Origin of the sequence: Pseudomonas sp. P7758 (genome assembly GCF_013386485.1) — a bacterium.
In the GTDB taxonomy this organism is placed as follows: Bacteria; Pseudomonadota; Gammaproteobacteria; order Pseudomonadales; family Pseudomonadaceae; genus Aquipseudomonas.
The window spans coordinates 1-13,569 of the sequence record NZ_JACARS010000037.1; the positions used below are offsets into that span (position 1 = coordinate 1).

The 13,569-nt window shown below is 58.8% G+C and carries 14 protein-coding genes; 5 read left to right on the top strand and 9 right to left on the bottom strand.

Annotated elements, in window-relative coordinates:
- Positions 1 to 15: 15 nt before the first annotated feature.
- The 5 genes from HX873_RS09250 to HX873_RS09270 all read right to left on the bottom strand — a co-directional run bounded on the left by HX873_RS09250 (position 16) and on the right by HX873_RS09270 (position 4,273).
- Entirely contained in the window at positions 16 to 762 is a 747-nt protein-coding gene (locus HX873_RS09250; RefSeq protein WP_177122598.1) for a YebC/PmpR family DNA-binding transcriptional regulator, read from the bottom strand.
- A 150-nt stretch (positions 763 to 912) separates the two neighbouring features.
- A complete protein-coding gene (aspS, locus tag HX873_RS09255; protein WP_003209808.1) occupies positions 913 to 2,688 on the bottom strand; it encodes an aspartate--tRNA ligase in 1,776 nt (591 codons plus the stop codon).
- A 108-nt stretch (positions 2,689 to 2,796) separates the two neighbouring features.
- Positions 2,797 to 3,018 (bottom strand): FmdB family zinc ribbon protein, encoded by a 222-nt coding sequence (locus HX873_RS09260; RefSeq protein WP_003209804.1) that lies wholly within the window; start codon positions 3,016 to 3,018, stop codon positions 2,797 to 2,799.
- Between the two features lie 218 nt (positions 3,019 to 3,236).
- Positions 3,237 to 3,590: a ribbon-helix-helix domain-containing protein gene (locus HX873_RS09265; protein WP_043225921.1), complete on the bottom strand. Its 354-nt coding sequence runs from the start codon at positions 3,588 to 3,590 to the stop codon at positions 3,237 to 3,239.
- A 209-nt stretch (positions 3,591 to 3,799) separates the two neighbouring features.
- On the bottom strand, positions 3,800 to 4,273 hold the full coding sequence (locus HX873_RS09270; RefSeq protein WP_003209800.1) for a Dps family protein: 474 nt from the start codon (positions 4,271 to 4,273) through the stop codon (positions 3,800 to 3,802).
- Positions 4,274 to 4,701: 428 nt separating this feature from the next.
- Here HX873_RS09270 and HX873_RS31960 point away from each other — a divergent pair, with 428 nt between their 5' ends.
- Positions 4,702 to 5,304: a cold-shock protein gene (locus HX873_RS31960; RefSeq protein ID WP_003209798.1), complete on the top strand. Its 603-nt coding sequence runs from the start codon at positions 4,702 to 4,704 to the stop codon at positions 5,302 to 5,304.
- 84 nt (positions 5,305 to 5,388) lie between these two features.
- Here the strand turns inward: HX873_RS31960 and HX873_RS09280 are convergent, their stop codons facing one another.
- Together HX873_RS09280 and HX873_RS09285 are read right to left on the bottom strand one after the other, a co-directional pair.
- A complete protein-coding gene (locus HX873_RS09280; RefSeq protein WP_003209796.1) occupies positions 5,389 to 5,595 on the bottom strand; it encodes a SlyX family protein in 207 nt (68 codons plus the stop codon).
- A gap of 3 nt (positions 5,596 to 5,598) precedes the next feature.
- Positions 5,599 to 6,024, bottom strand: coding sequence for an HIT domain-containing protein (locus HX873_RS09285; protein ID WP_003209794.1), 426 nt, complete (start codon positions 6,022 to 6,024; stop codon positions 5,599 to 5,601).
- A gap of 883 nt (positions 6,025 to 6,907) precedes the next feature.
- On the opposite strand from HX873_RS09285, the gene HX873_RS09290 reads away from it, so the two are divergent.
- On the top strand, positions 6,908 to 8,179 hold the full coding sequence (locus tag HX873_RS09290; protein WP_003209790.1) for an OprD family porin: 1,272 nt from the start codon (positions 6,908 to 6,910) through the stop codon (positions 8,177 to 8,179).
- A 191-nt stretch (positions 8,180 to 8,370) separates the two neighbouring features.
- Here the strand turns inward: HX873_RS09290 and HX873_RS09295 are convergent, their stop codons facing one another.
- Complete coding sequence (locus tag HX873_RS09295) at positions 8,371 to 9,213, bottom strand: mechanosensitive ion channel family protein (protein WP_177122599.1); 843 nt, start codon at positions 9,211 to 9,213, stop codon at positions 8,371 to 8,373.
- Between the two features lie 135 nt (positions 9,214 to 9,348).
- Positions 9,349 to 9,834 carry a YajQ family cyclic di-GMP-binding protein gene (locus tag HX873_RS09300; RefSeq protein WP_017475669.1) on the bottom strand — a complete coding sequence of 162 codons (486 nt, stop codon included), beginning with the start codon at positions 9,832 to 9,834 and terminating at the stop codon, positions 9,349 to 9,351.
- A gap of 125 nt (positions 9,835 to 9,959) precedes the next feature.
- Here HX873_RS09300 and HX873_RS09305 point away from each other — a divergent pair, with 125 nt between their 5' ends.
- Genes HX873_RS09305 through HX873_RS09315 form a run of 3 tightly spaced genes read left to right on the top strand, consistent with a single transcriptional unit; the run spans position 9,960 to position 13,541 of the window.
- The gene (locus HX873_RS09305; protein WP_177028601.1) at positions 9,960 to 10,877 is read left to right on the top strand and encodes a putative 2-dehydropantoate 2-reductase; all 918 of its coding nucleotides are present in this window, start codon (positions 9,960 to 9,962) and stop codon (positions 10,875 to 10,877) included.
- Between the two features lie 46 nt (positions 10,878 to 10,923).
- Positions 10,924 to 12,960 (top strand): ATP-binding protein, encoded by a 2,037-nt coding sequence (locus HX873_RS09310; protein ID WP_003209782.1) that lies wholly within the window; start codon positions 10,924 to 10,926, stop codon positions 12,958 to 12,960.
- 2 nt (positions 12,961 to 12,962) lie between these two features.
- Positions 12,963 to 13,541: a cob(I)yrinic acid a,c-diamide adenosyltransferase gene (locus HX873_RS09315; protein WP_003209781.1), complete on the top strand. Its 579-nt coding sequence runs from the start codon at positions 12,963 to 12,965 to the stop codon at positions 13,539 to 13,541.
- Positions 13,542 to 13,569 lie beyond the last annotated feature (28 nt).

Consider the following 13,569-nt stretch of genomic DNA (forward strand, 5'->3'; position numbering starts at 1 on the left):
GATCTGCATCATCCTTCAGCCTAGCTGTTCGGCCACCGATTCCGGAATATCGGCATTGGAATAGACGTTCTGCACGTCATCCAGGTCTTCAAGCATGTCGAGCATCTTGAGTACCTTCTGCGCCCCGTCCAGGTCCAGCTCGGCGCTGGTGGTCGGCAGCATCACGATTTCCGCGTCGGTGCCTTTGAAACCAGCCGATTCCAGGGCGTTACGCACCGAATAGAAGCCCGCGAACGAGGTGAACACGTCGATGGAGCCGTCTTCGTTGGTCACCACGTCGTCGGCATCGGCCTCCATTGCCGCCTCAATCAGCGCATCTTCATCCACGCCCGGCGCGAAGGAAATCTGCCCCTTGCGCTCAAACAGGTAGGCTACCGAACCGTCAGTGCCGAGGTTGCCGCCACATTTGCTGAACGCATGGCGCACGGCAGCCGCGGTACGGTTGCGGTTGTCGGTCATGCACTCGACCATCACCGCCACGCCACCCGGGCCGTAGCCTTCGTAGCTCAACTCGACCATGTCGTCGGTATCGGCCGCACCGGCACCACGGGCCACGGCGCGGTCGATGATGTCGCGGCTCATGTTGGCGCCGAGGGCTTTGTCCAGGGCCAGGCGCAGGCGCGGGTTGGAACCCGGGTCACCGCCACCCTGGCGCGCGGCAACGGTCAGCTCGCGAATCCACTTGGTGAAGATCTTGCCTTTCTTGGCATCCTGACGCTCTTTGCGGTGCTTGATGTTCGCCCACTTGGAATGGCCAGCCATAACACAACTCCGAAATTCTGTAGAAACCTGTCGATCCCGTCCAGGCGGGACTTCCCTCTTTAACGTGCAGCCCTTGTAACGCAAAGGCGCATCCGAAGATGCGCCCTTAGCTGACAATGTAAAACCTTATCGCGCTTTCACGCTGCGGCCTTACTCAGCCTTTGGTGTCTCGCGCAGACGGATATGCAGCTCGCGCAGTGCCTTGGCATCCACCACACCCGGTGCTTGCGTCATGACGTCGGCAGCACTTTGGGTTTTCGGGAAGGCAATCACTTCACGGATCGACTGGGCACCGGTCATCAGCATCACCAGACGGTCCAGGCCGAAGGCCAGGCCGCCATGGGGTGGCGCGCCGTATTTCAGGGCGTCAAGCAGGAAGCCGAACTTCTCTTGCTGCTCATCTTCGTTGATGCCCAGCAGGCGGAAGACCGATTGCTGCATTTCCTTGCGGTGGATACGGATCGAACCGCCACCCAGCTCGGTGCCGTTGAGCACCATGTCGTAGGCACGGGACAGAGCGCCAGCCGGGTTGGCTTCCAGCTCTTGCGGCGTGCACTTCGGCGCGGTGAACGGGTGGTGCAGTGCGCTGAAGCTGCCGTCGTCGTTTTCTTCGAACATCGGGAAGTCGACAACCCACATCGGCGCCCACTGGCAGGTCAGCAGGTTCAGGTCGTTGCCGACCTTGATCCGCAGTGCACCCAGCGCTTCGCTGACGATCTTCGACTTGTCGGCACCGAAGAACACGATGTCGCCGTCAACTGCGCCAACACGATCCAGGATCACATTGAGGTTGGCTTCAGGGATGTTCTTGACGATTGGCGACTGCAGGCCTTCAACGCCCTTGGCGCGCTCGTTGACCTTGATGTACGCCAGGCCCTTGGCACCGTAGATGCCAACGAACTTGGTGTAGTCGTCGATCTGCTTGCGCGGCATGCTCGCAGCGCCAGGCACGCGCAGTGCGGCGATACGGCATTTCGGGTCGTTGGCCGGGCCGCTGAACACCTTGAAGTCGACATCTTTCAGTTGGTCTTCAACGTCAACCAGTTCCAGCGGGTTACGCAGGTCTGGCTTGTCGGAACCGTAACGGCGCATGGCTTCTTCGAAGGTCATGTGCGGGAATTCGCCGAACTCCAGGTTCAGCACTTCCTTGAACAGGTTGCGGATCATCTGCTCGGTGATGCCCATGATCTCTTTTTCATCAAGGAAACTGGTCTCGATGTCGATCTGGGTGAATTCCGGCTGGCGGTCGGCCCGCAGGTCTTCGTCACGGAAGCACTTGGCGATCTGGTAGTAACGGTCGAAGCCGGCGACCATCAGCAGTTGCTTGAACAGCTGTGGCGATTGTGGCAAGGCGAAGAAGGAACCGGCGTGGGTACGGCTCGGCACCAGGTAGTCGCGGGCGCCTTCCGGGGTAGCACGGGTCAGGATCGGCGTCTCGACGTCGAGGAAGCCGTTCTCGTCGAGGAAGCGACGGATGCTGGTGGTCATGCGCGAACGCAGGCGCAGCTTCTCGGCCATTTCCGGGCGACGCAGGTCCAGGAAGCGATAACGCAGGCGGGTTTCTTCGCCAACGTCAGAGAACTCGTTCAGCGGGAACGGCGGAGTTTCCGACTCGTTCAGCACTTCCAGTTCGTAACCCAGCACTTCGATCATGCCCGACGCCATGTTGGCGTTGGTGGCACCGGCCGGACGCAGGCGAACCTTGCCGGTGATCTTCACGACGTACTCGCTGCGCACGCGATCGGCGGCGGCGAAGCTCTCGGCGCGGTCCGGATCGAACACCACCTGGGCCAGACCATCACGATCACGGATATCGAGGAAGATCACCCCGCCGTGGTCGCGGCGACGGTGAACCCATCCGCAAAGGGTGATTTCCTGACCTTCCAGGGTCTCGTTCAGTTGGCCGCAATAGTGGCTGCGCATCATGATAGTGGTTTCGCTTCTCGTAATTCGAAATTCGGTGGAGGCCCGCCTCATCACCGTACAGCTAAGTCAGGTGACGGATAATGCAGGAGCCTGCGCGTAGAGTTCAACTCAGTCTGCTTTGTCGCCGCCGGCCAGATTCTTCTTCGAACCGGTCTTGAAGTCGGTCTCGTACCAACCGTTGCCACTCAGGCGAAAGCCCGGCATGGACAACATCTTCTTGAGCTCCGGTGCCTGGCAGGCAGGGCAATCGACCAGCGGCGCTGCGCTGATCTTTTGAATGGCTTCCAACTGATGACCACAGGAAGCGCATTGATAGTCGTACATGGGCATGGAGATGTCTCGGCGATCAGATCATTACTGCGCCACGCCCTGCCCTGGCTCTATCCTGTGGGAAAGTCCCGGCATGCGCAGCAAAGCCCGGGATTATATCTGGTAAATCGAGGCTGTGCAGCCGTAGCGGCGCGCTGCTCTTTATATAGATGACTGCAGCAGGCTTCTGCCGGGCGCCCGACCCGGGGCAATCCCGGGACGGGCGCCCGGCACAAGGTTCATGCAGGGTCCGGCTGGACACTGGGCGCGACAAGCCGCCCTTTCAATACATGCACCACGCAAACCACCCTGACCAGACCGCTGAAGTTCTTTACACCGCCATAACGCAAGTGCACTTCCCGGTCCACGTAAGACAGCAGCGCACTGACCGAACACGTATTGATCCTGGCGATCTCCGCGAGGATATTCCAATACACCTCTTCGAGCCGCAAACACGTCGAAAAACCATTAAGCCGAACCGATCGGGACAATGGCCTGGCCAAGTTCATATCGAACCCCTTGGCAAAGGGATCTACCTTTATCTTGTGCAATCCGCACGTTTCCATAACTCCATTACCTGCTCCGCGTGACATACACTTGACACTCCATTGCCTGACGGCCACTCATGTTCTCGTTGGCCGTTGAGCTATAAAACATCAAGACGACAAGTGCAGCCAGAAGACAGGGAGCCGATCACCGTAGGACAAGCCAACGCGCGTATCAGGAAGCTCGCGGAATCGCGGAAATCGCCGGAAAGCAGGCATGCGAGGGGCGTCAGCTCGACGCCCTCCCGCCACCGGTGTTATTTGTTTTCGAGCAGGGAACGCAACATCCATGCGGTCTTTTCATGCACTTGCATACGCTGGGTCAGCAAGTCCGCCGTCGGTTCATCACTGACTTTATCCAACAACGGGAAGATCCCCCGGGCTGTGCGAGTCACCGCTTCCTGGCCTTCGACCAGTTGCTTGATCATGTCTTCAGCGCTCGGCACACCCTCTTCTTCCTTGATCGAAGAAAGTCGCGCATACACCGAGTAGGCACCCGGTGCGGGAAAGCCCAGGGCACGAATACGCTCTGCGATTGAATCCACCGCCAGCGCCAGTTCGTTGTACTGCTCTTCAAACATCAAGTGCAGTGTACGAAACATGGGCCCCGTTACGTTCCAATGGAAGTTGTGGGTCTTCAGGTAAAGTACATAGGTATCGGAAAGCAGTCGCGAAAGTCCATCAACGATTGATTTACGGTCTTCTTCACTGATACCAATATCGATTGCCATGTGTTTCCCCTTCAATTGATAAAAATTCATTGATCAGGTGCAGGACCACTCTAGCAAGAGTGCCGGCCGTGCGCAGCCTGGCTGACCCTTTCGAGGTGCGGCAAATCGCCCCTTGCAGAGCGGGCTTGCCCGACAGGCAAGGCTTCAACAGCTACCGGAAAAATTACCCAGCACCTACGAAAAAGCCTGCACCTGTCTAGGACAAGTGTTTGACGCAGAAATGCCGTGCCCCTTGTAACAGCCTGAAATGCTTGATTTGAGTAGGCACAGGCTTTGCTGTTAAATAGGCAGCGTGTCGCCGCCGATATTTTTCGCGGCAAGCGGCATAGGCTGATACCCGTGCACGTGCCCAACGCCTCCCATTGTTCAGAAGCGAACCGTGCCCGTCAGCTCTTCCTTGTGATCCGTCTTAACGTGAGTTAATCAAAATGTTGAAAATCGTCCACCTGCTAACGGGCGCTGCAGCTTTGCTGCTGTCCTTTATCCCCAGCCTGCGATCAGAGACCCTGCCTTACCTGCAGCAACCTGACGCTCTCTACCTGACCTTCTTTGGTCTTCTTAACCTGACACTGGCTCCAGTCATTCCATACTGGAACAAAGGCCCGCGTCATCAACTGCAAAACCTGGTCAGCGCCCTGCTGGTCCTGGCTGTTGTCGTGCAAACCCTCACCCTGCTGGCGCCTATGCCTGAAGTGGGTGGCCACCCGGCCGTCCTGCTCAGCCTGGCAATAGCACTGGTCGCCATCGTTCTTCATCTGGCCATCAGTTTTTACCGCTCCTCCCCGGCCGCTGCGTCGCAAAGCTACGACATGACCAACCGGGATACCGGGACCGTCAAGTGGTTCAACACCTCCAAGGGCTTCGGCTTTATTTCCCGGGATTCGGGCGACGATATCTTCGTCCACTTCCGGGCGATTCGCGGCGAAGGCCATCGCGTACTGGTGGAAGGCCAGCGCGTGGAGTTCTCCGTCATGAACCGTGACAAGGGCCTGCAAGCTGAAGATGTGATCGCCGCATTGCCGCGTCGCTGATTCCAGCACCCCGAAAAAAAGAAACCGCGATGCAGCCTGGCTGCATCGCGGTTTTTTATGCCTGGGGGGTCAACCCCTGCCTTATTAATAATGAGGCGGCGGCGCCTCTTCCTCGGACGACTCGAACTGGCCGCCCATTTCTTCCTGGCGCTTGAGCAACGCAGTCATCTGCAACTGCAGGCGTTCCACGGCACGCTGCTGGGTGACCAGGATGTCATTCAGGGTCTCGATGGTGTCGTCCTGAAAGGCCAGGCGGCTTTCCAGGTCGGTCACGCGGGCTTGAAGATCCATGGCTCAAGCCTCCAGGAACGTGAAGTCGGCCGGCAGGATCTCGCGCAGGCGCGCACGAATTGCCACCACTTGCTCGTCACTGTAGGGCTTCGCCGGGTGCTTGCCCCAGACCGGCGCAGGCCAGGCCGCGTCGTCGCGCTTGCGTACGATCACATGCACGTGCAGTTGGCTGACCACATTACCCAAGGCACCGATATTCATTTTGTCGGCGCCGAACCCTTCGTTCAGCCACTGTGCCAGTGCCGTGCTTTCCTGCCACACCCGCTGCTGGTCGGCGACATCCAGTTGAAACACTTCGCTGATACCGTCGATGCGCGGCACCAGGATGAACCAGGGGTAATTCGAGTCATTGGAAAGCAGCAGCCGACACAGGGGGAAATCCCCGATAGGCAAGGTGTCTTGTTGAAGGCGTGGATCTAAGGCGAACACAGCAGTCACTCCCGTTCGGCGGGTCAGGTTTCAGGCGCCCAGCATACCTGCGAATGCCGGTCGCTTCACGGCGAATGCGCGTGGCCGAATACGCGCCCAAACAGGACGCCACGAAAAAAAGCGCACCATTTCGAGACAGGCCAATATTTCAGCTACGCTAAATGACCAATGTATCCAATTCTGGTCAAAGTCGGGACGCAGAACATGCTTCAAGACCTTGAGCCAGACGGCTTTCAAAAGGCCAAGGGTGAACGGGAGCAGAAACGCAGTCAGTGAAGCACTGCACCAAAATGACCCATTTGTGCTTCAAAGGGATCCGCCAACTACCCACCGAACGGGGTGAACCGGTAACGTTTTGCTCTGGTACAGGTTTTATGCGCCACCAAACCGGAGTGCGGCAGGCGCGTCAAGGCCAAACCAAACGGCGTAAAAAGCCCGTGCTTATGCGGTTTTTACAGGCCGTTGACACTTTTCACGAAAAAATCACATTCGGTTACGGGTTTGTGCACGCTTGTTGCATTCACACCCATATCGTCGACAACGGCACCGGCGGGAAGCAGGTGTTTCGCGACGGAAAATAACAGCGGTTCAATGCCTGACAGGGATGAGTTGAAACTTTCAGGGGTGACTTTTCCACCCCGCTTCCAAGGTTTTAAAACAGCATTGAAGTTGTCAGTCCGGTTACAAGTGGACTGTGAATTTGCGACATGGAGCTAGCAATTTACGACAGGCCCGTAAAGAAGCTGAAAGGATAGATGTGCAAGTATCGTCAATAATGTCTGCGTGATATAACTTTGCGCCGACACAAAAAAGAAAGAGCCGCCCAGACAAAAATATAGGTGGGACGGCAGTACTCTTCCTAAAACCAAAGGAGCAAATCACGATGCGCGTGATGAAGTGGAGCATGATCGCCCTGGCTGTTTCAGCAGGCACCTCGCAGTTCGCAATGGCGTCCTCCCAGGACGATTCCAAGGGCTTTGTTGAAGACAGCACTTTCAGCATCAACACTCGCCTCCTGAACTTTAGCCGCGACTTCCGTAACAATGACACCGGCAAGAGCCGCGTCGACGAAACCGGTCTGGGCTTCAACGGCCTGTACCAGTCGGGCTTCACCCAAGGCACCATCGGTGTGGGTGTCGACGTCATCGGTCTGTTGGGCGTCAAACTGGACAGCGGCAAGGGTCGTTCCGGCACTGGCCTGTTTCCAACGGGCTCCGACGGTCGCGCTCAGGATGATTACTCCAAGGGCGGCGGCGCAGTTAAGTTCCGTATCTCCGATACGGTCCTGAAAATCGGCGACCAGTACACCACCGCGCCTGTATTCGCTTCCGATGACAGCCGTCTGCTGCCTGAATTGCCACAGGGTATCTCGCTGACCAGCAACGAGATCAAAGGCCTGAAACTTGAAGGCGGTCACTTCACTTCGAGCGTGGCACAAGCCCAGACCTACCGCGACAGCCTGGGCCTGACAAAAACCGACTTCATCGGTGGTGTCTACGCCCTGACTCCAGAAGTCAGCGCCAGCCTCTACTACGCGAAGACCGAAGACTACTGGAAAAAAACCTACGCCAACCTGAACTGGACCCATGCGCTCAGCAATGAGCAGTCCCTGGCGGTCGACTTCAACATCTACAGCACCAAAAGTGATGGCGCTGGCCTGCAACGGGCTGAGAAAGACGGCACCACCAAACTGGACAACCGTGCCTACAGCTTGCAAGGCGCGTACACCATCCAGGCTCACACCTTTACCCTGGCCTACCAGAAGGTCAGCGGTGACGGTGACTACGGCTACGGCGTAGACGGCGGCGGCACGATCTTCCTTGCCAACTCCATCGCTCGTTCCGACTTCAACGCTGAAGACGAGAAGTCGTTCCAGGCTCGCTACGACCTGAACATGGCGACTTTCGGCGTACCAGGCCTGAGCTTCATGACTCGCTACGTCAAAGGTACCGGCGCCAACACCGCCGACACCTCGAACGGCAAAGAGTGGGAACGTGACATCGAAGCCAAGTACGTGATCCAGAGCGGCCCGGCAAAAGACCTGAGCCTGCGCGTGCGTCAAGCCACTTATCGCTCCAGCGATGGTGTGTACTACGGTTCGGCGTCCATCGACGAACTGCGTCTGATCGCGCAATACCCGCTGAACATCTTGTAATTGGCAGTTTGATTACAACGATGACTTAGGGTTTCGGCCCTAACTAAAAAGCCGCTCACTTGTTCGCAAGTGAGCGGCTTTTTTATTGCAACTTAATCTCAACAACCGGATAACTAGCAAGCTAACTATCTAGTTTAATCCTGCGTAACAAACCTGACACATCGGCCAGGTTTAATCATCCAGTCACACTATTACTTCCCAGCACTTTCCTGCATGACGCGAATAACCCGTTGTGGAAACGGAATATCAATACCCGCCGCTTTCAAACGGTCACGTGCCAGTTCATTGAACATGAACATCACATCCCAGTAATCCGAAGTCTTGGTCCAGACTCGCAGGGATACCGTGATCGAACTGTCGCCCAAGGTCGAAACTACCGCTGCCGGCGCAGGATCAGCCAATACACGTGGATCCTTGGCCAGTTCCAGCAGCACTTCACGTGCTTTCTGCAGGTCGGCTTCATAGTCGACACCCACGTCAAACACCACCTTGCGGGTCGGCTGACGATTGGTGTTGGTGATGAGGCCGTTGGACAGGCTGCCATTGGGGATGATCACCGTCTTGTTGTCGCCGGTGCGCAACACGGTGTGGAAGATCTGGATGCTGTCGACGGTACCGGAAGTGCCCTGGGCTTCGATCCAGTCACCAATGCGGAACGGGCGGAACAACAGAATCAGCACGCCGCCGGCAAAGTTCGCCAGGCTGCCTTGCAATGCCAGGCCGATGGCCAGGGTGGCGGCGCCGATCGCGGCAACGAACGAGGTGGTTGCGACGCCGATCATCGAGGCCACGTTGACCACCAGCATGACCTTGAGCGCAATGTTCGCCAGGTTGGTAATGAAGTGTTGCAGCGCCAGGTCCGCATTACGCAGTGCCAGCAAACGCCCCACTCGGTGGGTCAAGACGTTGATCAGCCACCAACCGATGGCCAGGGTGACCACCGCCAGCAAAAATCGGCTGCCGTATTCCATGATCATCGGTAACCATGACTCCGAGCTCTTGATCAGGTGATCCACTTCAGCGTTCAAGTCCATCTACATTCTCCTGTTTACCGGATGCTCGGCCTATTGGTTGGCCCTAAATACAATTGAGCCCCGTAGGGCTCAATGGTGGGCGCAGGTTCTGGGGCGTGGGACGTCAAAAACGCCCACAGGTTCCCCAAAGTGCTATCAGTCGCGGAAGTTATTGAACTGCAGCGGCATGTCGAAGGTCTTGGCGCGCAGGGCAGCAATGGCCTCTTGCAAGTCGTCACGCTTCTTACCGGTGATACGTACCTGCTCGCCCTGGATGGAGGCCTGGACCTTGAGCTTGGCGTCCTTGACGTGGGCGACGATTTTCTTCGCCAACTCCTTGTCGATGCCTTCCTTGAGCACGGCTTCCTGCTTCATCAGCTTGCCGGACGCATAGGCATCCTTGATTTCGAGGCATTGCGCGTCGATCTTGCGCTTGACCAGAGACAGCTTGAGGATCTCAATCATCGCTTCCAGCTGGAAGTCGGCTTCTGCGGTCAGGTTGACGGTCAGCTCCTTTTCCTTGAACTCGAAGCTGCCCTTGCCCTTCAAGTCATAGCGGCGATCCAGCTCCTTGACGGCGTTCTCGACGGCGTTAGTGACTTCGTGTTTGTCCAGTTCGGATACCACGTCGAACGACGGCATGTAATTTCTCCAATAAAAAGGGGCGCGGCTCAGTAGAGATGGAGCACGCCCAGGCTAAAATGCCCGGGCATTATAGCGGTTCTTTCGCCTCGTTCACTGCGGGCAGCCTTACGGAGTAAAAACTGATGTCGACCACCTGGCACGTCCTCGGCGCCGGCAGCCTCGGAACACTGTGGGCCGCCCGCCTGGCCCGCGCCGGGCTGCCCGTGCGCCTGATCCTGCGGGATCCCGGGCGGTTGGCGAGCTATCAGACGGCCAATGGCCTGACCCTGGTCGAGCAAGGCGTGGCTCACACCTACCCGGTCGTCGGCGAAACCTCCGACAGCCCTGGGCCAATTCATCGCCTGCTGGTGGCATGCAAGGCCTACGACGCCCAGGAGGCCGTCGCACAGCTGGAACATCGACTGGTGCCGGACGCCGAACTGATCCTGTTGCAAAACGGGCTGGGCAGCCAGGACGCAGTCGCCGCCCAACTGCCCCAGGCACGCTGCATCTTCGCCTCCAGCACCGAAGGCGCGTTTCGCGAGAGTGACTGGCGAGTAGTGTTTGCCGGCCATGGCTACACCTGGCTGGGGGATGCTCGGCACCCTACTCCGCCGCTGTGGCTGGATGACCTGCAAGCCGCCGGCATTCCCCATGAGTGGAGCACCGACATCCTCACCCGCCTGTGGCGCAAACTGGCCCTGAACTGCGCCATCAACCCGCTGACCGTGCTTTACCAGTGTCGCAATGGCGAGCTGCAAGCCCATCAGTGCGAAGTGGCCACCCTGTGCGCCGAACTCGCCGACCTGCTGGAATGCTGCGGCCAACCCGCTGCCGCAGAGGATTTGCACAGCGAAGTGGAACGGGTAATCCAGGCCACGGCGGCCAATTACTCCTCGATGTACCAGGACGTGGCCAGTGCCCGACGCACCGAAATCAGCTATTTGCTAGGCTATGCCTGCCAGGCGGCCGCCCGCCACCAACTGAGCTTGCCGCACCTGCAACAACTCCAGGCGCGCCTGGTACGGCAACTGTCTGCACGCGGATTGCCCAGCGACTGAAGCACGCGCTACCCTGCCTGCTTGTTCCTTTGCAGCGAAAACCTTGATGCCACTGCGCCAGCGTCTCGAAAATCTACCGGTTGGGCAAAAACTGCTGGCGGCCCTGCTGGTTTTGTTGACCACCGTCTTGCTGGTGGCCAACCTGACCTTTATCAGCGCCGCCTACTGGATCTCCCAGGAAAGCATGGCGCCCCAGGCCTTGCAGGCCATCGGTCGGCTGGTGTCCAACCCCTCGCTCGCCGCCGAGTCCCTGGACTCACCGCTCAAGGCGCAAACCCTGCTGGATGAACTGACCAGCTACTCGCCATTGCGGGCCGCGGCCTTATACGACGGAGACGGCACGCGCCTGGCCCAGCTGCAACATGCCAATCGCCTGCACCTGCCAGATAATTTCCGGGACATTGAAACCTGGCGTACCACCGAATTTCGCAGCAACCAGGTGATCACCCTGCCCCGTGCCGGCAAACCGTCCGGGCACTTGCTGCTGGTGGCCAGCAGCGAACTGCCGGTGGCTTTCTATACCGGGACCTTCACCGCCAGCCTGGGTATCCTGATCTTCAGCGTGTTGCTGTGGCTGGTGATCGCCCGGCAGATCAAGCGCCTGATTACCCGGCCGATCCATGAACTGGAAGAATTGTCGCGCCAGGTCACTCGGGAAGAGAACTACGCCCTGCGCGCCGGTCGCGGCAATCATGATGAAATCGGCAGCCTCGCCGAAGCTTTCAACACCATGCTCTCGCGCATTGAAGCCCGTGAGCAGCAACTCAAGCGCGCGCGGGACGATTCCCAGGCCGCCTACGATCAAGCCCAGGGCCTGGCGGAAGAAACCCGCCACACCAACCGCAAGCTGGAACTGGAAGTCCAGGTGCGCAGCAAGATCGAGAAAAAGCTCACCGGCTTCCAGAACTACCTCAACAGCATCATCGACTCGATGCCCTCGGCGCTGATCGCCCTCGACGAACAGCTCTACGTCACCCAATGGAACCAGGAAGCCAGCGCACTTTCCGGGACCCGCCTGGACGAGGCACTGAACCAGCCGATCTTCCTCGCCTTCCAGCCGCTCAAGCCGTTCCTGCCGCAGATCAAGGCCACGGTAGAGCAACACACCGTGGAGCGGATCGAGCGCGTTACCTGGGTCAAGGATGACGAACCCAAGCACTACGCCCTGACCTTCTACCCGTTGATGGGCGGTGCCGGGCGCGGCGTGGTGATCCGGATCGACGACATCACCCAGCGCCTGTCTCTGGAAGAAATGATGGTGCAGTCAGAGAAAATGCTCTCGGTCGGTGGCCTGGCCGCCGGCATGGCGCACGAAATCAACAACCCGCTGGGAGCGATCCTGCATAACGTGCAGAACATTCGCCGCCGGTTGTCCAACGAACTGCCGAAAAACCTCGAGCACGCCGAACAGGCGGGCATCGACCTGGACTCGGTCAACCGCTACCTGCAAAGCCGCGAAGTGCCACAGTTGCTCGACGGCATCCAGCAGGCTGGCGCCCGGGCGGCGAAAATCGTCACCCACATGCTCAGCTTCAGCCGCCGCAGCAACCGGCAGATGGCGCCGTGCGACTTGCCGGCCTTGATCGACCAGGCCGTGGAAATTGCCGGCAACGACTTCGACCTCACCGTCGGCTTCGACTTCAAGGGCCAGGCGATCATCCGCCAGTTCGACCCGCAACTGGGCCCGGTACCCGGCACCGCCAACGAACTGGAGCAAGTACTGCTCAACCTGCTGAAAAACGCCGCCCAGGCGATTCATCAGCGCGAAGACGGCAGCGAGCCCGGCCGGATCATCCTGCGCACCCGGCTCAACCCGCCGTGGGCAGAAATCCAGGTGGAAGACAACGGCATCGGTATGAGCGAGAACGTGCGCAAACGCACGTTTGAGCCGTTCTTCACCACCAAGGAAATCGGCCAGGGCACCGGGCTTGGGTTGTCGGTTTCGTATTTCATCATCACCAACAATCACAAGGGGCAGATGGAAGTGCATTCGACCCTTGGCCAGGGTACCTGCTTCACCTTGCGCCTGCCCCTGGCGGGCAGCCAATTGCCACCCAACGAACTCACTCAACTGGAGCGCTAACCATGGGCTTTCGCCTGTCGAAAATTTACACCCGTACCGGCGACAAGGGCGAAACCGGCCTGGGCGACGGCCGCCGCGTGCCCAAGGACCATCCACGGGTGGAGGCGATTGGCGAGGTGGATGCGCTGAACAGCCAGTTGGGTTTGTTGCTGGCGGGATTGGAGGAACAAAGCGGGCAGCATCCAGCGTTGAAGGATGTGATCGAGGTGCTGACACCTTGCCAGCATCGTCTGTTTGACCTGGGCGGCGAATTGGCGATGCCGGTGTACAAGGCGCTGAACGCGGCGGAAGTCGACCGCCTTGAGGCGGCGATCGATCGCTGGAATGAAGAGGTCGGGCCGCTGGAGAACTTCATTCTGCCGGGTGGTTCGGCGTTGATTGCCCAGGCCCATGTATGCCGAAGCCTGGCTCGCAGTGCGGAGCGCCGGTGTCAGCACCTGAATGCGCAGGAACCGCTGGAAGGCGTCGGGTTGGCGTACATCAACCGGCTGTCGGACTTGCTCTTTGTGGCAGCCAGGGTGATTGCCAAGCGCCAGGGCGTTGCAGAGATCTTGTGGCAGGCGGCGGCAAAGCCGCACTGACGCTTACTGACCGATTGCAACCTGTGGC